The organism is Cupriavidus sp. 10L45 (assembly GCF_056395225.1).
Window position 1 is genome coordinate 43294 of record NZ_JBFTJC010000020.1, and the last position, 22301, is coordinate 65594.

Here is a 22301-nt window from a genome sequence, read left to right on the forward strand (position 1 = left end):
CTCAGCGCGCCACCTCGGCCCAGGCCTGCATGGCCTGGCCGCCGGCATCGTCGCCGGTCCACAGGATGACCCGGCCATCGCGCTCCGGGTCGTCCTGCCCGCCTACGCTCACCGTGTCCTGATGGAACAGCGGCGCCACGCCACGGAAGCCGAAGCGCGCCACCCGTGCCTCAGGCCGGGCGTGCCGCAGCAGTTCCAGCATCAGCATGGCCTGCAGGGGGCCGTGGACGATCAGCCCGGGATAGCCTTCCACGTCACGCACGTAGTCCAGGTCGTAGTGGATGCGGTGCCCGTTGAACGTGAGCGCCGAGAAGCGGAACAGCATGACCGGATCGGCCTGCAGCGTGCGGCCGAACTGCGCCGTGTGGGGCAGGCGTGGGCGCGGCGGCTGGGGGGTGCCGCGCTCGGGCATGGCGCGATAGACGATGTCGTGCCGCTCGGTCAGCGCGGTCTCGCCGTCCACGGTCAGCACGTGGTCCACCGTCACGAACCAGAGTTCGCCGGTGCGGCCGGACTTGTGCTGCACATCGGTGATGGTGGAGGTCTTGGTCACCGTGTCGCCCACGCGCAGGCCGCGCGTGAACGTCAGTTCGCCGCCGGCCCACATGCGGCGCGGCAGCGGCACGGGCGGCAGGAAGCCGCCCAGCGCGGGATGGCCATCGGCGCCGAGGTCGCGTTGCGGGGCGCGCGGCAGGAAGTAGAGCCAGTGCCATAGCGGCGGCAGGGGCTGGCTGGCGACGGCTTCGCCATCGAGGTCCAGCGTGGCGGCCAGCGCGAGGACTGGTTCGGGCGCGAGGGTCTCGGTGCGCGTCTCCGAGCGGCCGATCCATTCGCGCAGTTGTTCGAGCGTGGGGGTCTGGGTCATGGGATTGGATTCCTTCCTGTCAGCGGGCGAACGGCAGCCAGTCGCGCACGTCGGCCGCCTGTTCGAGTTGCCAGACGCGCGCGATGATCGTGCGCATCTCGGCTTCCGTGGCGCCGTGCCGGAACGCGCCGAGCTGGATTGCCTTGGCCTCCAGCTCGGGGCGCGACAGCGTGTTGTCCGGATCACCCTTGGGTACGTCCACGCGGGCGCCTAGCGTGCGGCCATCGTTGGTGCGCACGGTCACGCGGCCAATCCACTGGCGCGGATAGGCGGCGTTGATCTCGTCGTCCAGCTCCATGGTGACCTTGTCGCGGAACGCGGCCACCTCGGCGTCGCGCAGCGCGTGCTCCTCGAATTCACCCAGCCCGGCGTGGGCATACCAGGCTACCAGCCCGAGCACGGTGCCCATCGAGAACTTGGCCTGATGAATGGTGCGCGGGTCCACCACCGGGCCGAGCACGTCGATGGCGCCCTGGTGTACATGGGCGGTGACGGCGGCGATGTCGCTGGCGCGCAGGCCATCGCGCTGCATCAGCGCCTTGAGCGCGTCGGCGGCGGGGTGCGTATGGCGGCACGAGGCGAAGAACTTGAACGAGGTCTCTGCCGTGGCCCAGCGCGTGCCCAGGCCATCGGTCAGCGCGGCGGGGTTGGCATCGCTCGACATGCCGGCAGCCATGCCCTGCGCCCCTTCGAGGATCTGCCGGGCGCCGGTAAAGCCCGCGCGGGCGAGCCAGGCCGACTGGAGCCCATCGGCGGCGGCCTTGGCCGTGTGCAGTTGCTTGGAGTCGGCGGCGTCGCGCAGGAATTCCCACAGGCCGGCGGCCTGCGTGCCGGCGGTGCCGAGCGCCTGGTTGATGCCTTCCGCATCCAGGCCAAACAGCTTGGCCACCGCCGCCGCAGCCGCCAGCGTGCCGACCGTGCCGGTGGTGTGGAACACCCGGTAGTGCGAGCGGCCCATGAATTCGCCGATGCGGATGCCGGCCTCGTAGCCGGCGATGCTGGCCAGCAGCACCTCGGCGCCGGTCTTGCCCTCGGCCTGCGCGGCGGCCACCACGGCCGGGAACACCACGGCGGCCGGATGCAGCACCGAGCCGTTATGCACATCATCCTGTTCCACCACGTGGGACGAGGCGCCGTTGATCAGCGCGGCGAAGTAGGGCGAGGTGCGGCGCCGGTCGACAAAGACCTCGGCGTCGCCGCCCTGCGGCCCCATCGCGGCGGCGAATTCCTGGATGCGGCGCACGGCGGGCGCGTCCTTGCCGGCGATGGCCGATGCCATCCAGTCGAGAAACAGGTCCTTGGTGCGCTCGATGACCGGCGCGGGGACGTCGTCGAGCGTCAGGCGGGCCAGGAAGTCGCAAAGCTGGCGCGTCGGGTATTGCGGTGCGGCTTGGTCGGACATGGGAATCTCGGCAATCTCAGTAGGAACGGGGCAGGTCCAGCACGTGTTCGGCCACGTAGGACAGGATCAGGTTGGTCGAGATCGGCGCCACCTGGTACAGGCGCGTCTCGCGGAACTTGCGCTCGATGTCGTACTCGGCGGCGAAGCCGAAACCGCCGTGGGTCTGCAGGCAGACGTTGGCGGCCTCCCACGAGGCATCGGCGGCCAGCAGCTTGGCGATATTGGCCTCCTTGCCGCACGGCTTGCCGGCGTCGAACAGCTGGGCGGCCTTGTAGCGCATCAGGCTGGCCGCCTCCACGTTGACGAACGAACGGGCGATGGGGAACTGCACGCCCTGGTTCTGGCCGATGGGGCGGTCGAAGACGATGCGTTCGCGCGCATAGCTGCTGGCGCGCTCGACGAACCAGTAGCCGTCGCCGATGCACTCGGCGGCAATCAGGATGCGCTCGGCGTTCAGGCCGTCGAGGATGTACTTGAGCCCACGGCCTTCCTCGCCGATCAGGTTCTCGGCGGGGATCTCCAGGTTGTCGAAGAACAGCTCGTTGGTCTCGTGGTTGACCATGTTGCGGATCGGCTGGACGGTCAGGCCCTTGCCGATGGCCTCGCGCAGGTCCACCACGAACACGGACAGGCCCTCCGACTTCTTCTTCACCTGATCCAGCGGCGTGGTGCGGGCCAGCAGCAGCATCAGGTCCGAGTGCTGCACGCGCGAAATCCACACCTTCTGGCCGTTGACGATGTATTTGTCGCCCTGGCGCACGGCGGTGGTCTTGAGCTTGGTGGTGTCCGTGCCGGTGGTCGGCTCGGTCACGGCCATCGACTGCATGCGCAGCTCGCCGGAGGCGATGGCCGGCAGCCAGCGCTGCTTCTGGGCCTCGGAGCCATGGCGCAGCAGGCAGCCCATCACGTACATCTGGCCGTGGCAGGCGCCCGAGTTGCCGCCGCTGCGGTTGATCTCCTCCATGATCACCGACGCCGCCGTCAGCGGCAGGCCGGAGCCGCCGTAGGCTTCGGGAATCAGCGCGGAGAGCCAGCCGGCCTGCGTCAGCGCCTGGACGAAGGTCTCCGGAAACGCGTTCTGTTCCTCCACCCGCTGCCAGTAGGCGGAGTCGAAACCCGCGCAGAGGTCGCGCACGGCTTCGCGGATTTCCGGGTAAATCTGGTCTTGGTCCTGTTCGGGAAGCATGGCAATGTCGGTCCGTGTCGAAGTGTGGCCATTATTCCCGAGGGGCCACGCCGGGGACATTCGGATTTGCCGAAGCGAGGCTTTGGGGCGGGGCCAGGGGGTTTGGGAAATCTGGCCCGGCCGGTCCGGGGGGGGGCAGGGACCCATTAGGGGGAACCCTTGCACTTCACGGGCGCCGTGCTCCGCCTTCGGCAAATCGGAATTGTGCCGCGCGGCGATTGCTTCCACGCTGCGGCCATCGATTCTCAAACCAGACGCGTGGAACACGCGCACCCAGGAGACGCTGTATGAAATCATCCAGGCCGAAGACCGCCGTGATCGCCCATCATTGCCGAAACGTGCTGTGGGCGGCACTTGGCATGGCCGCCGCCGTGGCCCTGACCCTGCCGGGACGCAGCCACGCGGCAGATCCGTATCCGGCCAAGCCCATCACCATGGTCGTGCCATTCGCGGCGGGCGGCCCCACGGACGTGGTGGCGCGCTCGGTGGCGGCGGCGATGTCCAAGTCGCTGGGCCAGACCGTGGTGGTGGAAAACCGCCTCGGGGCGGGCGGCACGGTGTCCGCCGCCTACGTGGCCAAGGCCGCGCCGGACGGCTACACGATCCTGATCCATCACAACGGCATGGCCACGGCGCCGGCGCTGTACTCCAAGCTGTCGTACAAGCCGCTGACGGACTTCAGCTTCGTCGGCCAGGTGGCGGACGTGCCGATGACGCTGCTGGGCCGGCACGACCTGCCGGCCAACACGCTGCCGGAGCTGATTACCTATATCAAGCAGAACCAGAACAAGGTGAACCTGGCGAACGCCGGGCTGGGCGCCGTGTCGCAGCTATGCGGCATGCTGTTCCAGAAGGCCATCGGCGTGGAATTGCAGACGATTCCGTACCAGGGCACCGCGCCGGCGCTGACCGCGCTGCTGGGCGGTCAGGTGGATGTGCTCTGCGACCAGACCACGCAGACGCTGCCGCATATCAAGGCGGAGAAGGTGAAGCTGTACGGCGTGACCACGGCGGAGCGGATTCCCGCGCTGCCGAATACCCCCACGCTGCGCGAGGGCGGGCTGAAGGGCTTCGAAGTCAAGGTCTGGCACGGCATCTACGCGCCCAAGGGCACGCCGCCGGCGGTGATCGACAAGCTCAACGGCGCGCTGCGCGCCTCGCTGAAGGACCCGGCGGTGGCGGCGCGGCTCCAGGAACTCGGCGCGGTGATCGTGCCGGCGGACAAGCAGACGCCTGAGGGGCTGCGCACCTGGCTGGCGGCGGAGATCGACAAATGGTCGCCGATCATCAAGGAAGCCGGGGTGAAGGCGGACTGACGGCCCGCTGACCCCGGGGCGGCGGGAGACCGGCTAGACCGGCTCCCGCGCCGCCTCCACCAGATACTGGATCAGCGTTTCGGCGAACTGGGGCAGTTCGCGCCCGGGCCGGCGCACGAGCCGCAGCTCGCGGCGCGCCCAGTCGTCCTCCAGCCGGATAAAGCGCAGCACCTTGCGGCTGGCGTAGCGGCGCGCGCAACTGTTCGGCACGATGGCGATGCCGGCGCCGGCTTCCACCATCCGGCACACCGCGTCGAAGCTGCCCACCTGGATCCGCAGGCTGATGCGCTTGCCCATGCCATTGGCAATCCGGTCCAGGAAGGACTGGATCGCCGAGAACTGGTTCAGCCCGACGAAGCGGCAGCTATCGAGCAGATCGGCGAAATGCAGCGTCTTGAACGCCGGCAGCGGATGGTTGACCGGGGCGATCACGATCAGTTCGTCGCTGCAGAGCTGCATCGCGTCCAGGTCCTGCGTGGCCACCTCGCCGGCCACGATGCCCAGGTCGGCCGCGCCCGCGCCGATGGCCGAGACGATTTCGGCGGACAGGTGCTCCTCCAGCTCGACATCGACATCGGGGTTCTCGGACAGGAAGCGCGACAGCGCCGTGGCCAGGAAGGAGTTGGTGGCCGTGGTGTTGGCCAGCAGCCGGACCCGCCCCTTCACGCCCTTGGCATAGGGCCGCAAGTCGGAATGCATGCACTCCAGCTCGCGGAACACCTCCCGCGCGTGGCGCAGCAGGGCGTCGCCGGCCGGTGTCAGGCGCACGCCTTTCACCTGGCGGATCAGCAACTGGGTCTGGAACGCCTCCTCCAGCTGCTTGATGCGCGTGCTGGCGGCAGGCAGGGACAGGAAGCTGCGTTCGGCCGCCCGCGTCAGGTTCTCGGTCTCCCCCACATTGAGGAAGAGGCGCAGGTCGGTCAAATCGTAGTGCATGGTTTCGTTCGTGCCAAAGGCCACTTTTGTGATTTGTGAATTCCAAAGTCAGCGCCGACAATCTATCGTATCTTGCGCCGCAATAAAACGGGGATGTTCCCCGGTGCGGCGGCAATGGCGCGCCAGTGCGCAGAACAGGAGCGAGACGATGAGCGGTTTGATGGCAGGCAAGGTGGTGGTGGTGACGGGCGCGGGTGGCGGCATCGGGCGTGGGATTGCCCTCGGCATGGCGGCGGCCGGCGCCAAGGTGGTGGCGAACGACCTGGGCGTGAGCATGACCGGCGAGGGCGGCGACGCCGGCCCGGCCGAGCGCGTGGCGGCGGAGATCCGCGCGGCGGGCGGCGAGGCCGTGGCCAACACCGACAGCGTGTCTGGCTGGAGTTCGGCCAATGCCATCGTGCAATGCGCGCTGGACCACTTTGGCCGCATCGACGCGGTCGTCAACAACGCCGGCAACCTGCGCGATCGCATGTTCTTCAAGATGAACGAGGAGGAATGGCGCTCGGTCATCGACGTGCACCTGAACGGCACGTTCTATGTCAGCCGCGCGGCGGCCAACTACTTCAAGGACCAGGAGAGCGGCGCGTTCGTTCATATGACGTCGACCTCGGGCCTGATCGGCAACCTCGGCCAGGCCAACTATTCGGCGGCGAAGCTGGGCATCGCGGCGCTCTCGAAATCCATCGCGCTGGATATGGCGCGCTTCAACGTGCGTTCGAACTGCATCGCGCCATTCGCCTGGAGCCGCATGACCAGCTCGATTCCGTCCGAGACGCCGGAGGAGAAGGCGCGCGTGGCGCGGCTGCAGAAGATGGAGGCGGGCAAGATCTCGCCCGTGGCCGTGTTCCTGGCCAGCGACGCCGCGCACGAGGTCAACGCCCAGATCTTCGCCGTACGCGCCAACGAGATCATGCTGATGAGCCAGCCGCGCCCGGTGCGCTCGGTGCATACCAGCGAGGGCTGGACGCCGGAGACCGTGGCGGAGATCGCCATGCCGGCCATGCGCAGCAGCTTCTTCGCGCTCGATCGCTCGCCCGACGTGATCAACTGGGATCCGATCTGATCCACGCCAAGCCGTTGGCGGCGCCACACGTGTGATCGTGTGTGCGCCCGCTTCGGAAATTGCTGCGACGCAAAACGCCGCGCGCGCGGACCGTGGCACGCAAAGTGCTCGTACCGTCCCGCAGGGTGGCGGGCCAGCGCCGCGCGCACTTGCGCGGTGCGTGGCGCAGGCTGCCACCGGGAGCAAACGCAATGTCGGTGCATGCGCGCCGGGTCGGGCGTGCAGTGGGGCGTGCCATGCGAAGTCCGATTGGCACTCGGTGGTCGACACTGCTGACGGCCCCTCATGAATCTTCACGCGGCAACTTGCCGCAGTGAAAACACCAACGTCCGCGTGGTCATCATCGCCATGCGCGCGGTGGTCGAAAGCTATGTCATGAAGGCAGGCGCGAAGCTTGCCCGTCATGCGGCTGTGCGCACGCATTGCGCATGACGTCATGCGCGGATCGTTCGTTTGCACGATGGCGGATGGCCACGTGTCGCGGCATAGTGAAAGCGCTCTGCAGAAGCGATGTCGGTGCATGACCGACAGACGTGTCAGACGTTACTGGATTCGATGCATCGTTACACACGGCGTTGTGCACTTCACGCCGGAAAGGTGTAAGGTGTGTCACAAGCATGGTCAATGGCCCGTCGCAGCGGGATGAGAACAGCGAGGGATTCGTGCAGTGCGAAACGCGAAGCGAGTTGTGTTGCGTTGCGTGTCGCAAGGAACGAACGGACGTGCATCACACGTCAACTCTGTCCTCATGAACGCCGTTATTTGACTATGATGAAGTAAAGACTTCGCAACATGGCAACTCCGCCAGGCCGGGGTGGTGGAACGCAAAATTGCCGCGAATGTCTTAGGGGAGTCAAACTGCCTTCGCCTCGGACGTGGGACTCTGACGGGAGTGAGGTATGGACATTTTTGGCCACTACGCCACGCGCTTCGAAGCACGCAAGGAAGAGGAATACAGCATCCAGGAGTACCTGGAGATCTGCAAGAAGGATCCTACTGCCTACGCGACTGCTGCCGAACGTATGCTCGCCGCAATCGGACAGCCTGAACTGGTGGATACCCACCACGATCCTCGACTGTCCCGACTGTTCTTCAACAAGGTCATCCGGGTCTACCCGGCCTTCCGCGACTTCTATGGAATGGAAGACACGATCGAGCAGATCGTCTCCTTCTTCAAGCACGCGGCGCAGGGCCTTGAGGAACGCAAGCAGATCCTGTATCTGCTCGGGCCCCCTGGCGGCGGCAAGTCGTCTCTCGCGGAAAAGCTCAAGGCGCTGATGGAAGAGATTCCCATCTATGCGCTGAAGGGTTCCCCCATCCATGAATCGCCGCTCGGGCTGTTCTCTTCCGACGAAGACGGCAAGATCATGGAGGAGGACTATGGCATTCCGGTGCGCTACCTGAATACCATTCCCTCGCCGTGGGCGGTCAAGCGCCTGCACGAGTTCAATGGCGATATCACCAAGTTCCGCGTGGTCAAGCTCAGGCCATCGGTGCTGTCGCAGATCGCGATTTCCAAGACGGAGCCTGGCGATGAAAACAACCAGGATATCTCCTCGCTGGTCGGCAAGGTCGACATTCGCAAACTGGAGGATTTCCCGCAGGACGATCCGGATGCCTATTCCTATTCCGGCGGACTTTGCCTGGCCAACCGTGGCCTGCTTGAGTTCGTGGAAATGTTCAAGGCGCCCATCAAAGTCCTGCACCCGTTGCTGACCGCTACGCAGGAAGGCAACTACAAGGGTACGGAAGGCTTCGGCGCGATTCCGTTCGATGGCGTGATCCTCGCCCACTCGAACGAAGCGGAATGGCAGACCTTCAAGGCTGACAAGAACAACGAGGCATTCCTCGACCGGATCTATATCGTGAAGGTGCCGTACTGCCTGCGCGTGTCGGATGAGGTCAAGATCTACGACAAGCTGCTGCGCAGCAGTTCGCTCTCGGCGGCGCCCAACGCCCCGAACACGCTCAAGATGATGGCGCAGTTCGCGGTGCTCACGCGGATCAAGGAGCCGGAGAACTCGAACGTGTTCTCGAAGATGCGCGTCTATGACGGCGAAAGCCTCAAGGACGTGGACCCGAAGGCGAAGTCTTACCAGGAGTATCGCGACTACGCCGGCATCGACGAAGGCATGAACGGGCTGTCCACGCGCTTCGCGTTCAAGGTGTTGTCCAAGGTGTTCAACTTCGACAATACCGAGGTCGCGGCCAACCCGGTGCACCTGCTCTATGTGCTCGAGCAGCAGATCGAGCGCGAGCAGTTCCCGCCGGAGCAGGAAGCCAAGCTGCTCTCGTACATCAAGGAGTACCTGACCACGCCGTTCGTGGAGTTCATCGGCAAGGAGATCCAGACCGCTTACCTGGAATCGTATTCCGAGTATGGCCAGAACATCTTCGACCGTTACGTGGTGTTCGCCGACCTGTGGATCCAGGACCAGGAGTACCGCGATCCGAACACCGGCGAAATCCTCGATCGCAACGCGTTGAACGATGAACTCGAGAAGGTGGAGAAGCCCGCGGGGATCTCGAACCCGAAGGACTTCCGCAACGAGATCGTCAACTTCGTGCTGCGGGCGCGCGCCAACAACGGTGGCAAGAACCCGGTCTGGACCAGCTACGAGAAGCTGCGGATGGTGATCGAGAAGCGCATGTTCTCCACCACGGAGGACCTGCTGCCGGTGATCTCGTTCAACGCGAAATCGACGCGGGAGGACCAGGACAAGCACGAGAACTTCGTCAACCGGATGGTGGAGAAAGGGTACACGCCGAAGCAGGTTCGACTACTGGTGGAGTGGTATCTGCGCGTCAGGAAATCGTCGTAACAGCAACCGGACGCGGTCTCCTTCATCCACGCGACCTGGCGGTTGCGGCTTATCAAGGCGGGCGGACGGCTTATGGCTACGGTCATCGATCGGCGCGAAAACGGCGGCAACAAGAGTGCCGTCAACCAGCAACGCTTCATCAAGCGATACCGCGAGCAGATCCGGCAAGCGGTGGCGAAGGCGGTGTCCGGCCGGAAGATCATGGACATCGAGCAAAGTGGCCAGGTGTCCATTCCGGTCAAGGACATCACCGAGCCGGTGTTTCATCACGGCCAGGGCGGCAAGCGCGAGTGGATTCACCCCGGCAACAAGAAGTTCGTCCGGGGTGACAGCTTCGACCGCCAGCAGCAGGGCAGTGGTGGCGGCGGCTCGCGGGCCAGCGACAGCGGGGAGGGCGAGGATGATTTCGTCTTCACCCTGTCGCGCGAGGACTTCCTGAATTTCTTCTTCGAGGACATGGCGCTACCGGACCTGGCCAAGCGCCACCTCGCCAAGATCGCCGAGGTGCGCAAGGTGCGCGCCGGGTTCTCGATCGACGGCACCCCATCGAATCTCTCCATCCTGCGCACGATGCGTAGCTCGCTCGGCCGCCGGATCGCGCTGTCGAGCCCGTACCAGAAGCGTCTGCGCGAACTCGAAGCTGCCTACAGCGAGGAAATCGAGGCGCACGGCCCCTATACGGACACGGCGGTGGAGATGATGGAGAAGATGCGGCACCTGCGCGCCTGCGTGGACCGCGTGCCCTTCATCGAAAAGCTCGACCTGCGCTACAACAACCGCGTGCTCAAGAAGCGCCCGCAGGCCCAGGCGGTGATGTTCTGCCTGATGGACGTGTCCGGCTCGATGGACGAGAGCCGCAAGGACCTGGCCAAGCGCTTCTTCATGCTGCTGTACCTGTTCCTGAAGCGCAACTACGAGCGGATCGACGTGGTGTTCATCCGTCACCACACGGTGGCCAAGGAAGTGGAGGAGGAAGACTTCTTCCACTCGCGCGAATCGGGCGGCACGGTAGTGTCCAGCGCGCTGAAGCTGATGGTGGAGGTGATTCACGACCGCTATCCGGCGAGCCAGTGGAACATCTACTGCGCGCAGGCGTCCGATGGCGACAACTGGGCGGGGGACTCCGAACTGTGCGGCCGGCTGCTGCGCGAGTCGATCCTGCCGCTGGTGCAGTACTACGCCTATGTGGAAGTGGCATCCGAGGAGCCGCAGAACCTGTGGGAGGAATATCTCACGGTGAAGAACCAGTTCGAGCACTTCGCGATGCAGCGCATCATCGGTGCCGACGAGATCTACCCGGTGCTGCACGATCTCTTCCAGAAGCGGGCCGCCTGGCCCGGCAGGTAGCGGCGCGCCGGCACGGCGGCGCATCCGCGTACGTTCATGGGATAAGGGAGGAAGTTCATGGCTTACCTATCCACAGGCTCGGAGTGGACCTTCGAGCTGATCCAGCGCTATGACCGCGAGATCGCCCGCATTGCCGGCGAGTTCGGGCTCGACTCGTATCCGAACCAGATCGAGATCATCACCGCCGAGCAGATGCTCGACGCGTATGCATCGGCCGGGCTGCCGGTGGGATACAACCATTGGTCGTACGGCAAGCATTTCCTCTCCTCGGAGCGCAGCTACCAGCGCGGCCACATGGGGCTGGCCTACGAGATCGTGATCAACTCCAATCCGTGCATCGCGTACCTGATGGAGGAGAACACGATGCCGATGCAGGCGCTGACCATCGCGCACGCCTGTTACGGGCACAACTCGTTCTTCAAGGGCAACTACCTGTTCCGCACCTGGACCAACGCCGACGCGATCATCGACTACCTGCTCTTCGCCAAGAACTACGTGGCCGAGTGCGAGCAGCGCTACGGCGAGCAGGAAGTGGAGTTGCTGCTGGACTCGTGCCATGCCTTGCAGAACTACGGCGTGGACCGCTACAAGCGGCCCAAGAAGCTGTCGATCACCGAGGAGCAGGCACGCCAGACCGAGCGCGAGAGCTACCTCCAGATGCAGGTGAACGATCTCTGGCGCACCTTGCCCAAGCACCGGTCGCATCTGCTCAAGGAGGAAGAGGAGGCGATGGAACCGGAAATCGCCTTCCCGCCGGAGCCGCAGGAGAACCTGCTGTATTTCATCGAGAAGAACGCGCCCAAGCTGCAGCCGTGGCAGCGGGAGATCGTGCGCATCGTGCGCAAGATCGCGCAGTACTTCTATCCGCAGCGCCAGACCAAGGTGATGAACGAAGGCTGGGCCACGTTCTGGCACTACACGATCCTGCACCAGCTCTACGAGGAGAAGCTGGTCAACGACGCCTTCATGCTCGAACTGCTGCAGGCCCACACCAACGTCATCTACCAGCCGCCGTACCACAGCCCCTACTACAGCGGCCTGAACCCCTACACGCTGGGTTTCCTGATGTTCCAGGACCTGCGCCGCATGTGCGAGAACCCGACCGAGGAGGACCGCCGCTGGGCGCCCGAGATCGCGGGCAGCGACTGGCGCCAGACGCTGGACTTCGCGATGCGCAACTTCAAGGACGAAAGCTTCCTGCTCCAGTTCCTGTCGCCGCGCGTGATCCGCGAGCTGAAGCTGTTTTCGGTCCTCGACGACGATCGCGAAGGCAAGCTGCGCGTGACGGCCATCCATGACGACGAAGGCTATCGCGCGATTCGCCAGCTGCTGGCGAACCAGTACGACCTCTCCAACATGGAGCCCAATATCCAGGTGACGAACGTGGATGTGGGCGGAGACCGCTCCCTGACGCTGCGCCACCTGCAGAGCGACCGCCGCCCGCTGGCACACAGCTTCGACGAAGTGGTGCGCCACGTGACGCGCCTCTGGGGCTTCACCGTGCGGCTCGAGGTGGCCTACGAGGACGGCCGGCGCGAACTCAAGTACGAGTGCAAGCCGGAGCGGAAGCACCAGCATCGGAAGGCGGCTTAAAAAACTGGCACGAACGTTGCTGTACAGATACCCGCACTCGGCCATGCCCCATGGCTGGGCCGGGTATCTGCGCATTGCGGCCGCATGCGGCTGCTGTACCGTGTCGACACATCACTAAACTGGCCCTTCCAGGGAAGCCAGCCGCTCCCCCATGGATACGCCTGACCGTCTTCTCCGCATTTTCCTTCGTATTGCCGAACTCAAGTCGCTGTCCAGGGCGGCGGAGGATCTCGATCAGACCCAGTCGGGCGTCAGCCGGCAACTCGCCACGCTGGAGGCGCAGCTCGGCAAGCCCCTGTTCGTGCGAACTGGCCGTGGCGTGGCCTTGACCGAGGCTGGGCAGAAGCTGCAGGAGGCCCTCGAAGGGCCGTACCGCGCGATCGACCAGGCTGTGGATGCGATCCGCGATGCCCACGGCACCACGCAGGGAACCGTCCGGCTGGCAATCGTCCACACGGTCAGCTATTACTTCATCGCCGACGTGGTGGCCAGCTTTGTCAGCGCCCATCCCAACGTCAATCTTTCGCTGATGGGACGCAGTTCGGCCGATGTGGTGGCGCTGGTGGAAAGCGGCAAGGCCGATCTTGGCGTGGTCTACGACACCGCGGTCGATACGGCCACCCTGACCACGCATCCGCTGTTCGAGGACGAGATGTGCCTGGTCACGCTGCAGCGTTCAGATGGGCTGCAGTCCGCGTCCCAGGACGGGCTCGACTTGCGCGGCCAGCCGCTGCGCCTGGTCGGCTTTCCGCACGGCTACGCGCTACGCCGGATGGTGGAGAGCGCCGGCTTGCAGCCCACGTATGTGGCCGAGGCCGAGACTGTCGATGCCATCCTGAAGCTGGTCTCTGCTGGCGTGGGCGATTGCATCCTGCCGTGCCGGCTACCCGACAAGCTGCTCCGCGAGTACGGCCTGCACAAGCTCAAGATCCGCAGCCCGTTGCTGCGCCGCCGTATGGTGGCCGTCACTCACGCCGCCCGCCACGCGCTGCCGCTGGCGGACGTCCTGCTCGCCTCGGCCTTGCAGGTGGCCCGCACCCTCAAGCCGTGACGCAGTGAGATAGCAGCTATGCGCGTGGCTACATAGCACGGCAGGCGCCTGGTTTTCATACTTCCCTTCATGCCCCGCACCGGTTGCCGGATGGCATTCCACGGAGAAGAGAAGACATGAACGCCCCCCTCAGAGACAAGTCGTACTTCGACACGCGCGCCACCAACGAGATGGCGAGGCACCTGCGCAACAGGCCGCGCACCATGCAGGAGACCATGGCCTACGCCTGCCGCATCCTGGCGATGACCGAGCAGGAAGCCGGTCTGGCCGGCCAGATCAGCGTGCGGTCGGAGCGCCCCGGCGCCTACTGGACGCTGCGCTTCGGCCTCGGTTTCGACGAGGCGACGCCGGACGACTTCATCGAGGTGGATCGTGACCTCAACACGCTGACGGGCGATGGCATGCCCAACCCCGCCACGCGTTTCCATCTGTGGGTGTACGACGCGCGCCCGGACGTCAATTCGATCATCCATACGCATTCGCCCTGGGCCTCGGCACTGGCCGCCGCGCGCCAGCCACTGGTCATCGCGCAGATGGACATGACGCCGTTGCACGACGATTGTGCATTCCTGGGCGAATGGCCCGGCGTGCCGATCGCGGACCAGGAGGGCGTGATCATCTCCGCAGCGCTGGGCGACAAACGGTCGATCATCCTGGCGCACCACGGCTACCTGACCGCAGGCAAGACCTGCGAGGAAGCCACCTATCTCTCGGTCTACCTCGAACGCGCCGCGCGGATGCAGATCCGTGCGCAGGCTTTCGGCCCGCTGACGCCCGTGGACGATGCGCTCGCCCGCGAGGCCCACGACTACCTGCTCAAGCCTTCCATCGTCAACGCCACCTTCGCGTACTGGGCGCGCCAGACGCACGGCATCGCGCCGCTGCCGCCCGCCTGAGTGCCTGCCGCCGGCGCATGGCCGACGGCTTATCCGAATCCAAGGAGCGTTACGATGAACAAGATTCCTGCCGCGCGCTCACGCCGCGCGTATATCACCGCGGGCCTGGCGAGCATGATGGGCACGACGATCGAATGGTATGACTTCTTCCTGTACGGCACGGCCGCCGCACTGATCTTCAACAAGATCTTCTTTCCGTCATTCGATCCCCTGACGGGTACGCTGGCGGCCTTCGCCACCTACTCGGTAGGGTTCTTCGCCCGGCCGCTCGGCGGCATCGTCTTCGGCCATTTTGGCGATCGGATGGGCCGCAAGTCGATGCTGCTGATCACGCTGTTCATGATGGGTATTCCCACGATCCTGATTGGCCTGATCCCGTCGTACGACAGCATCGGCTACTGGGCTGCCGTGGCGCTGGTGCTGCTGCGGGTGCTACAAGGGATTGCGGTCGGCGGCGAGTGGGGCGGCGCGGTGCTGATGGCCGTGGAGCATGCGCCCGAAGGCAAGAAGGGCTTCTTCGGCAGCCTGCCGCAGGCTGGGGTCGCGCCGGGGCTGGTGCTGTCGTCGCTGGCGATGGGGATGGTGGCGACGCTGCCGGAGCAGGACATGCTGACGTGGGGCTGGCGCGTGCCGTTCCTGGCGAGCGTCGTCCTGCTGGCGGTAGGCTGGTTCATTCGCGCCAAGGTGGCCGAGTCGCCGGACTTCGAGCAGATGAAGAAGCAGGGCGAGAAGGTGGAAATGCCGGCAATGGTCGTGCTGCGCCAGTATCCGCGCCAGGTCCTGAGCGTGGTGGGCGGCCGGCTGGCCGAGGTGACTTGGTTCTACACGGTGGTCACGTTCGCGCTGGCCTATGCCACCGGCACGTTGGGCATCCCCAAGACAGTGATGCTCGACGCCACGGTTTGGGGCGCTGCCATCGCGCTGTTCACCATGCCCCTGTGCGGCATGCTGGCGGATCGCATCGGCTTCAAGTGGGTGTTCATGGCCGGTACGGTCGGCATCCTGTTGTTCTCGTCGCAGTTCTTCGACCTGCTGCAGTCGCTGGATCCACGCAACATCACCATCGCGCTCTCCATTGCCATCGGGCTGGTCTACGCCTGTCTCTATGCACCGGAAGGCAGCCTCTTCGCCGCGCAGTTCCCCGCCGAGGTGCGCTACAGCGGCATCTCGATTGCCGTGCAGGTCTCGGGCGCCATCGGAGGCGGGCTGGCGCCGATCGTCGCCACGTCGCTGCTGAAGTACGGCGGCGGCAGCCCGACCTATATCGTCTGGTACCTCGGTGCGCTGAGTGTCATCGCATTCGTGAGCGCCGCCTGCATGCGGGAAACAGCACTGGTCGGCTTGCCGGTAGCGGCGGTCAACGGGAGCCGACACGTATGACCCGCGCGAACCGACCTGTCATCGACTATTACTTCTGGCTGAATTCGGACTGGGCGTATCTGGGCGCGGATCGGCTCGATGCGCTGGCGCGGCGCCAGGGCGTCGAGATCCGGCACAAGCCCGTGAACCTGCCCGAGGTGTATGCGCGAACAGGGGGCGTACTGCTGGGGCAGCGCTCGCCCGAGCGGCAGCAATACCGCATCACGGAACTGGCGCGGTGGTGCCGCCACCTGAACATCCAGGTCAATCCGCTGCCGAAAACCATGTGCCCGAACGCGGACCTCGCGTCGGGCATCGTCATCGCCGTGGATGCGCAGGGGCTGCCGGTGCTGGAGCTGTACAAGGCCATCCTCCGCGCGCAATGGTGCGAGGAGCGCGATATCTCGTCGGAGGCCACGCTGCGCGAGATCCTCGCCGCGCAGGGGTTCAACGCGGACGCGACGCTTGTGCGGGCGCGCTCGGCAGACACCCAGGAGACATACCGGCGCAATACCGACGAAGCCGTGGCCGCCGGGGTATTCGGTTCGCCGTCGTATGTCTTCGACGGGGAGTTGTTCTGGGGCCAGGACCGGCTGCACATGCTGGAAGTGACTGTCGCGGCGCGGCTGTCGGCGTAGGCCGTACGGGGCGAACTGCCGATCCGGCACGTCGCCCCGTCCTTTTGTACGCCTTTGTATCTGGCCGCACGCGCGATACGGGGCGCGACACTAAGGGGGCAAATACGCCACGAGCGCGATACGTGAGCGGGCTTAAATAGCATCCATGGCAGCGCAACGCGACAACGACACAGCGGATCGCTGCCTTGGCATCACACACGACTGCAACCCGCTCACGCATCCATCAAGGAAATCGATCATGTCCAAGACCTTCACCTCCCGCCTCGTTCTCGCCGTTGCCCTCGCTGCCGCCGCTGTCGGCGCACAAGCTTCCGTCCTTGGCGCCCGCGACCCGTACAGCGATGGCGCCCGCGCCGTGCAGAGCGCGCGGGATGTGTTCAGCGAAGGTGCCCGCTCGGCGACGGCGGCCCGCGACCCGTACACCGAAGGCGCCCGCTCGGCGGACCCGTATCTCGACGGCGCCCGCTCGGTGCAAGACCAGCGCAGCCCGTTCACCGACGGCGCCTGACGCCTGACGCCGGATCCCCCCTTTTAGAACCAGGAGAAGCCAGTGTTGGTTGCTACCACGCAGGAAGACCGATCGCTCAGGCTGTTTGCTGGACTTGGCCTGTTCATCATGGCGCTGTCGCTGAGACCGGGCATTGTGTCGATGGGGCCGCTGGTGCATGCCATTCAGTCGGAATTCGGCATGAAACACGCGGAGGCGGCGCTGCTGACCGCCATTCCTGACCTGTGCATGGGTATCTGCGCGATCTTCGTGCCGGCAATCGGCCGCCGCTTCGGCGGCGACCGGGTGGTGCTGTTCTCGCTTGCGTTGTTGGGCGTGGCGTTGGCCCTGCGGGCATTCGCCGGATCGCCCGGCAGCCTGTTGTTCGCCACGCTGCTGGTTGGGATTGGGGTCGCGATTTCCGGGCCGCTCCTCGGCGGCTGGATCAAGAGCCATTTCTCCGGCGAGGCCGCGTTCTTCATGGGCATCTATGCCGCCGGGCTCGGTATCGGGGCAACGTTGGCGGCGGTGGGTAGCGAGGTCATCGCCCACGCCGGTGGCGGCTGGCGGCTGGGCGCCGGCATCTGGGCCGTGGTCTGCGTCCTCGCCATTGTGAGCTGGCGCCGCCTGACATCGGCATTTCCGTCGAAGTCGCACGCTGCCCGTGTGGAAGCCGCGGTCAGCCGTGCGCCATGGCGCTCGGGGCGGGCCTGGCTGATTGCCATGTATTTCGGGATCGGTCAGTTCATCTGCTACGCCTGCTTCGCCTGGGTAGGGGAGAGCAGCCGGGAATTGCAGATCAACGCGCTGAGCGCGGGTGTCAATCTGGGCTTGTTCGCCGCAATGATCGCGATCAGCAGCTTCCTGTCGGGCTATGTCACCGGCAAGTCATTGGACCGTCGCGGCTGGCTGGCCTGGGCGGCTCTGCTCTCGATAGGGGGCGCCGGCGTGCTTTGGTGGTCGCCGGGCATGTTCGGGGTGATGCCGGTGGTGGCGCTCGCCCTGGGCCAGGGCGTCTGCTTCGCCTTGGCCATGACGCTGCCCCTGGACAACACCACGTCCCATCATGAAGCGAGCCAATGGACCGCCTTCATGCTGTTCGTGGGCTACCTTGTTGCCGCGCTTGGACCGTTTGTCTTTGGCTTCCTGCGCGACGTGACGGGGGCTTTCCAGGCATCCTACGGCGTGCTGGTTGCCGCATCGGTGGCGCTGCTGGTGCTGACGCCGTGGCTTGCGCCACGGCTGCGGGAAGACACCGCCGAGGTCTGATGTGCGAGGGGGTTATCGCAGCTTGGCCGCCCTCGGCCGGGCTGTCGACGACGCCCCGGCCCGGTCCAGATCCACGCCCGGCAGCAGGTGCAGCAGCCGCACCAGTTCCGACTGGCGGTGCGTGCCGGTCTTGCGCAGCGTGTCGCGGATATGCACGCGCACGGTGTGGGGCGACAGGAACTCGCGCTCGGCGATCTCGTTCAGCGTCTCGCCGGCGGCGAGGCGGATGGCGATGATGCTTTCCTTCTTCGACAGGCCGAACAGCGACGTCAGCACGGCGGCGTCCAGCACCGAGCGGGACTCGGAATTGCCCAGCAGCATCATGGCCGCCGGCAGTTGCCACGGGCCTTCGACCGGCTGGCGCGAGACCAGCGGCATGACGATGATCGGCACGGGCTGGCCGCCCGACGTGATGTGCATCCAGGATCCCGCCGCGGCGCCGCCGTTGCGGCCGCCATGGACGGCGGCCTGGAGCAGGTCGCGCAGCACGCCTTGCAGGGATTCCGGCCGCGCGCGCAGCAGGCCGTTGTCGAGCGCCAGGTTGGCGTCGGCCTGTACCAGCGATTCGGCCCAGCTGTTGGCGTAGCGCACGCGCATGTCCGCCTGGAGCACCATCACGCCGAAGTCGAGGGTATCGAGGCCGGCCAGTCCCAGCGAAGCCAGGCCGCTCAGCTCGAAATTGCGGTGCTGCATGCGGGCGGCACGAGCCCAGTGGGGCATTACCTGCGCCAGGCGGCGCTCGCGGTGGTCGGCGGGCATGAAGTTATCGCAGCCGCCGGGTGTGGCGCTCATCAGCACGCAGACTTCGGAGGTGTCGAAGAGCCGCACGCCCCGGGCGAGGCCCATGCAGTCATAGCCGCCGCCGGCCGCCACGGGTTTTGTCAGCAGCTGGGTGTCGGCACCGGATGCCATGGCGACCGATGCCGGTACGGCGTCTGCGCTGGCGAAGTGTCCCGGGAGGGCGCGCATGCTGTCCGGCATGGTGCCGACGCTGGTGTAGCAGCCGTTCGGCGTCACGCCCAGGCGTGCCTGGCCTGCGAGCTTGTCCCAGATCAGGTAGCGCGGGCTGCCGGTGCAGGTGTAGCGGGAAAAGAGGTCGAGCGCCTCTGGCATGGCCGCCACGTCCATGGCGGATTCATAGATGCTATCGACCAGACGATGGAAGACATCGTCGGCAGACGGGTGTTCGCCCATTTTCATTTCCCCCGGTGGCAAACGCCTTTTCCTCAGGACCACTGCGGCGAGGCGTGGTCCCCTGTTTTATGTTTGGATACTGCCGGCCGGGGGTTGGCCGGCCGTCACGACGATGATCCCGCACAAGCCTTGTATCGGGCCATCCCGCCTTGGGAGGGAGCCGGCAAGGGCGCGGTCCCGGCCAATCTGGCGCGGGCTCGCGTGATAGTAATGCGCGGCCCCTGTTATTTGAAGCATTCCTGGCGAATGTTCCGGCTTTGCATTGCACAAAAGCGACAATTTTGTGACGGCTGGGGACAATGCTGCACAACCGGGGGGCATTAGGCCGATTTCCCGGCAGTCCGCGTGACGAGTCCGACGCCCGGCGGGGTGGCCTCCGCGCCAGGCTTGCCGCCGGCGCTGTCCAGGCTGATCCCCCCGCCATCCACGCGCACGGTCAGTTGTGGCGCGGCCATGCGGATGCCGGCTTCGTCGAAATTTCGCTTCAGCCGCATGTTGAAGCCCCGCGTGATCTCGGCCTGCATCAGCGGCCTGGTCTTGAACTGCGCCAGCACGACGATGCCGTTGGGGTCGAAGCGGTCGAGCCCCAGGATATCCAGCCCCGAGAGCAGGTTGCGGCTGTAGCGGTGGTCGCGGGCCAGTTCGGCGCCGGTCGCCCGGATCACCTCGGTGGCGCGGTCGATGTCGCTCTCATAGCCCACCGCGATGCTGAACACGGCGAACGCATAGCCGCGCGACAGGTTCTTCACCGCCTTGATCTGGCTGTACGGCAGCGTGTGCAGGGCGCCCTTGCCGTCGCGCAGCTTCACCGTGCGGATGGTCATGCCTTCCACCACGCCGGCGTGGTCGGGTAGCTCGATCGAATCGCCAATGGCAATCGAATCCTCGATCACGATGAACAGGCCGGTAATCAGGTCCTGCACCAGGCTCTGGGCGCCGAAGCCGATGGCCAGGCCGACCACCCCGGCGCCCGCCAGCAGCGGCGTGACATTGACGCCGAGATTGGCCAGCACCGCGATCATCGCAATGACCAGCAGCCCCACGAACGACGCGTTGCGCACCAGCGGCAGGATGGTCTTGGCGCGCAGGCTCGGCTGCTGGCCGCGCCCGTGGCCCGGCGTCAGCGTCTGGGTAATGGCGGTGTCGATCAGCAGCCAGACCAGCCACGCCAGCAGCACCACGCCGACCACGCTGAGGATCGATTCGGTGATGTGCCGGCCCAGCGTGGTCGAGTCGGCCAGGCGGATGATCGACGAATTCCAGACGCGCGCCACCAGTTCGACGAACGCCATCCAGATGATGACGCGCACCAGCGCGATGCCGAAGCGGGCAAAACGCTGGATATAGGCCGAGCGCCGGCGGTCCCGCAGGCGCGGCGCGCGGACCGTGGCCTTGGGCGAGCGGCCCGCCACCAGCGTCAGCAGCAGCGCCGCCACGAACAGCGCCACCGTGACCACGGCGCGGCGCAGGAACTCGTCGGCATGCCCGGTAGCCATGATGGTGCCGACCACGGAGGACAGCACCACGGCCAGCATCGGCAGATACCAGGCATGCCCGGCCAGGCGCAGCAGGTCCACGATGGCCGGGTGGGCCTGCCGGAATGCCAGCGGGCGCAGCGAGATCAACTGGCCGACGGGGCGGCGGAAACGCACCGCAAAGACGGCAATCAGGATGGCGGCGAGGATGTTGGCGAGGGTGCCGACGAGCGCGGCGAGATTGACGCCCAGCGCGGTCACGATGCGGGGGTCGGTACTGGCCTCGCCCAGCGCGGCGAGCGCGCCGGTCACGAAGAGCAGCCATGGCGAGTGCTTGAGCAGGTCTCGTATGGCGTTTGATCGGTGCGCGGAGTGGAACAGCGCGAAGATCACCTGGCACGTGGCAGACATGATCGCGCCGGCCACGATCGCATACGCCACCATCACGCCGCCCATGCTGGCCGGCGTACGGCCGTAGACCTTGTACGCGAGCAGCACGGTCATCGCGAATGCCACGACCCACGGCCCGATCCGGCGCAGAAAATAGATGCCGACATCCATCCACGACGGCACGGAGGGCAGGTGGGCCGGCTGCGCGGGCCGCAGGCGGTTCCGGTGGATGCGCCGCGACAGCTCCCAAAGCAGCCAGCCGGTCAGCGCCCAGCCGGCGAGGATGGTGGCGAACTCGCGCACGGACATGAACGCCGGGCGGGTGTCGCGGACCGTCAGCGCCTCGCGCCATTCCTCCCCGGCGAACTGGATGCGCCAGCCCCAGTAGTGCCACGCGCCGTGGTCCTTGCGCGGGGCCTTGTCGATTTCCTCGAGGGCCTTGGCAACGGCGCCGATCAGCCCGGGCGAGGGCGAAGGCGCGGATGCGGCCGTTGCCGCCACGTCCGAGGCCGCAGCGGGGGCCGAGGCGCCGCCCGCCGCCACGCCGCGCCGCAGTGCCTGCAACTGGCTAACCAGATTCTGGCGCTCGACGTCGTTCTGCAGCGTGGAAATGACTTGATCCAGCGACTGGGCGAGCGCCGCGCTGGCGGGCGCGGCTGCGGGTGCGGGTGCCGAGGCCGGCGGCGGGGCCGCCTTCTTCTGACTCAGCGCGAGCGCGGCCAGCGGGCCGCCGACGGCATGGGCAGCCAGCGGCAGCATGCACGCAACAAGCACGAAGCAAAGCCAGGCCAGCCAGTCAGGACGATGCGGGATACGGGGCATGAAAGGGGCGCAGCGGCAAGAGCCTTCGGCCGCATGGGGGGGCGAAAAGACAGGATCGCGCCACTGTAGCGCATCGCCCGCGCCGATGCGCTATCGGGCCGGCCGGACGGGATCGACGGAAATTCAAAAAAACTGAATGACTGATTGGAACTTCATCCCCGTATCGGTCACATCGAAGGTCTAATATTCA

General features: G+C 66.0%; 18 protein-coding genes. 12 read left to right on the forward strand and 6 right to left on the reverse strand.

The annotated features are described in order from the left end of the window. Position 1: 1 nt before the first annotated feature. Genes AC1DFU_RS26655 through AC1DFU_RS26665 form a run of 3 tightly spaced genes read right to left on the reverse strand, consistent with a single transcriptional unit; the run spans position 2 to position 3453 of the window. Complete coding sequence (locus AC1DFU_RS26655; RefSeq protein WP_092293392.1) at positions 2-865, reverse strand: HTD2 family dehydratase; 864 nt, start codon at positions 863-865, stop codon at positions 2-4. 19 nt (positions 866-884) lie between these two features. Continuing rightward, entirely contained in the window at positions 885-2267 is a 1383-nt protein-coding gene (locus tag AC1DFU_RS26660) for an MmgE/PrpD family protein (RefSeq protein WP_441593670.1), read from the reverse strand. Positions 2268-2283: 16 nt separating this feature from the next. Beyond that, complete coding sequence (locus AC1DFU_RS26665) at positions 2284-3453, reverse strand: acyl-CoA dehydrogenase family protein (protein WP_092293388.1); 1170 nt, start codon at positions 3451-3453, stop codon at positions 2284-2286. Positions 3454-3740: 287 nt separating this feature from the next. Between AC1DFU_RS26665 and AC1DFU_RS26670 the strand changes: the two genes are divergently transcribed. Then, a complete protein-coding gene (locus tag AC1DFU_RS26670; RefSeq protein WP_092293386.1) occupies positions 3741-4769 on the forward strand; it encodes a tripartite tricarboxylate transporter substrate-binding protein in 1029 nt (342 codons plus the stop codon). Positions 4770-4802: 33 nt separating this feature from the next. Here the strand turns inward: AC1DFU_RS26670 and AC1DFU_RS26675 are convergent, their stop codons facing one another. Continuing rightward, entirely contained in the window at positions 4803-5705 is a 903-nt protein-coding gene (locus AC1DFU_RS26675; protein WP_144197788.1) for a LysR substrate-binding domain-containing protein, read from the reverse strand. 148 nt (positions 5706-5853) lie between these two features. Here AC1DFU_RS26675 and AC1DFU_RS26680 point away from each other — a divergent pair, with 148 nt between their 5' ends. The 11 genes from AC1DFU_RS26680 to AC1DFU_RS26730 all read left to right on the forward strand — a co-directional run bounded on the left by AC1DFU_RS26680 (position 5854) and on the right by AC1DFU_RS26730 (position 18230). Then, positions 5854-6768, forward strand: coding sequence for an SDR family NAD(P)-dependent oxidoreductase (locus tag AC1DFU_RS26680; protein WP_092293384.1), 915 nt, complete (start codon positions 5854-5856; stop codon positions 6766-6768). A gap of 285 nt (positions 6769-7053) precedes the next feature. Next, complete coding sequence (locus AC1DFU_RS26685; RefSeq protein WP_177219893.1) at positions 7054-7200, forward strand: hypothetical protein; 147 nt, start codon at positions 7054-7056, stop codon at positions 7198-7200. 467 nt (positions 7201-7667) lie between these two features. Continuing rightward, the gene (locus AC1DFU_RS26690) at positions 7668-9590 is read left to right on the forward strand and encodes a PrkA family serine protein kinase (RefSeq protein ID WP_441593671.1); all 1923 of its coding nucleotides are present in this window, start codon (positions 7668-7670) and stop codon (positions 9588-9590) included. A 72-nt stretch (positions 9591-9662) separates the two neighbouring features. After that, positions 9663-10937, forward strand: coding sequence for a YeaH/YhbH family protein (locus AC1DFU_RS26695; RefSeq protein WP_092293380.1), 1275 nt, complete (start codon positions 9663-9665; stop codon positions 10935-10937). Positions 10938-10994: 57 nt separating this feature from the next. Further along, positions 10995-12530 carry a SpoVR family protein gene (locus tag AC1DFU_RS26700; protein ID WP_092293378.1) on the forward strand — a complete coding sequence of 512 codons (1536 nt, stop codon included), beginning with the start codon at positions 10995-10997 and terminating at the stop codon, positions 12528-12530. 151 nt (positions 12531-12681) lie between these two features. Then, a complete protein-coding gene (locus AC1DFU_RS26705; RefSeq protein WP_441593672.1) occupies positions 12682-13581 on the forward strand; it encodes a LysR family transcriptional regulator in 900 nt (299 codons plus the stop codon). A gap of 116 nt (positions 13582-13697) precedes the next feature. Continuing rightward, on the forward strand, positions 13698-14477 hold the full coding sequence (locus tag AC1DFU_RS26710) for an aldolase (RefSeq protein ID WP_092293374.1): 780 nt from the start codon (positions 13698-13700) through the stop codon (positions 14475-14477). Between the two features lie 54 nt (positions 14478-14531). Next, positions 14532-15857, forward strand: coding sequence for an MFS transporter (locus AC1DFU_RS26715; RefSeq protein WP_441593673.1), 1326 nt, complete (start codon positions 14532-14534; stop codon positions 15855-15857). Further along, positions 15854-16474: a 2-hydroxychromene-2-carboxylate isomerase gene (locus AC1DFU_RS26720; RefSeq protein ID WP_092293370.1), complete on the forward strand. Its 621-nt coding sequence runs from the start codon at positions 15854-15856 to the stop codon at positions 16472-16474. The genes AC1DFU_RS26715 and AC1DFU_RS26720 overlap by 4 nt, the downstream gene beginning before the upstream one ends. Positions 16475-16712: 238 nt before the next feature. Next, positions 16713-16982, forward strand: a complete 270-nt coding sequence (locus AC1DFU_RS26725; protein ID WP_177219892.1) for a hydroxyquinol 1,2-dioxygenase — start codon at positions 16713-16715, stop codon at positions 16980-16982. A 42-nt stretch (positions 16983-17024) separates the two neighbouring features. Beyond that, positions 17025-18230: an MFS transporter gene (locus AC1DFU_RS26730; protein ID WP_441593674.1), complete on the forward strand. Its 1206-nt coding sequence runs from the start codon at positions 17025-17027 to the stop codon at positions 18228-18230. Between the two features lie 12 nt (positions 18231-18242). Here the strand turns inward: AC1DFU_RS26730 and AC1DFU_RS26735 are convergent, their stop codons facing one another. Next, a complete protein-coding gene (locus AC1DFU_RS26735; protein WP_441593675.1) occupies positions 18243-19424 on the reverse strand; it encodes a helix-turn-helix transcriptional regulator in 1182 nt (393 codons plus the stop codon). A 320-nt stretch (positions 19425-19744) separates the two neighbouring features. After that, a complete protein-coding gene (locus AC1DFU_RS26740) occupies positions 19745-22111 on the reverse strand; it encodes a mechanosensitive ion channel family protein (protein ID WP_441593676.1) in 2367 nt (788 codons plus the stop codon). Between the last annotated feature and the right edge of the window lie 190 nt (positions 22112-22301).

Coding starts and splice junctions, on each gene's coding strand:
- AC1DFU_RS26655 (WP_092293392.1), bottom strand. CDS start 865: ATGACCCAGACCCCCACGCTCGAACAACTGCGCGAATGGATCGGCCGC.
- AC1DFU_RS26660 (WP_441593670.1), bottom strand. CDS start 2,267: ATGTCCGACCAAGCCGCACCGCAATACCCGACGCGCCAGCTTTGCGAC.
- AC1DFU_RS26665 (WP_092293388.1), bottom strand. CDS start 3,453: ATGCTTCCCGAACAGGACCAAGACCAGATTTACCCGGAAATCCGCGAA.
- AC1DFU_RS26670 (WP_092293386.1), top strand. CDS start 3,741: ATGAAATCATCCAGGCCGAAGACCGCCGTGATCGCCCATCATTGCCGA.
- AC1DFU_RS26675 (WP_144197788.1), bottom strand. CDS start 5,705: ATGCACTACGATTTGACCGACCTGCGCCTCTTCCTCAATGTGGGGGAG.
- AC1DFU_RS26680 (WP_092293384.1), top strand. CDS start 5,854: ATGAGCGGTTTGATGGCAGGCAAGGTGGTGGTGGTGACGGGCGCGGGT.
- AC1DFU_RS26685 (WP_177219893.1), top strand. CDS start 7,054: ATGAATCTTCACGCGGCAACTTGCCGCAGTGAAAACACCAACGTCCGC.
- AC1DFU_RS26690 (WP_441593671.1), top strand. CDS start 7,668: ATGGACATTTTTGGCCACTACGCCACGCGCTTCGAAGCACGCAAGGAA.
- AC1DFU_RS26695 (WP_092293380.1), top strand. CDS start 9,663: ATGGCTACGGTCATCGATCGGCGCGAAAACGGCGGCAACAAGAGTGCC.
- AC1DFU_RS26700 (WP_092293378.1), top strand. CDS start 10,995: ATGGCTTACCTATCCACAGGCTCGGAGTGGACCTTCGAGCTGATCCAG.
- AC1DFU_RS26705 (WP_441593672.1), top strand. CDS start 12,682: ATGGATACGCCTGACCGTCTTCTCCGCATTTTCCTTCGTATTGCCGAA.
- AC1DFU_RS26710 (WP_092293374.1), top strand. CDS start 13,698: ATGAACGCCCCCCTCAGAGACAAGTCGTACTTCGACACGCGCGCCACC.
- AC1DFU_RS26715 (WP_441593673.1), top strand. CDS start 14,532: ATGAACAAGATTCCTGCCGCGCGCTCACGCCGCGCGTATATCACCGCG.
- AC1DFU_RS26720 (WP_092293370.1), top strand. CDS start 15,854: ATGACCCGCGCGAACCGACCTGTCATCGACTATTACTTCTGGCTGAAT.
- AC1DFU_RS26725 (WP_177219892.1), top strand. CDS start 16,713: ATGTCCAAGACCTTCACCTCCCGCCTCGTTCTCGCCGTTGCCCTCGCT.
- AC1DFU_RS26735 (WP_441593675.1), bottom strand. CDS start 19,424: ATGGGCGAACACCCGTCTGCCGACGATGTCTTCCATCGTCTGGTCGAT.
- AC1DFU_RS26740 (WP_441593676.1), bottom strand. CDS start 22,111: ATGCCCCGTATCCCGCATCGTCCTGACTGGCTGGCCTGGCTTTGCTTC.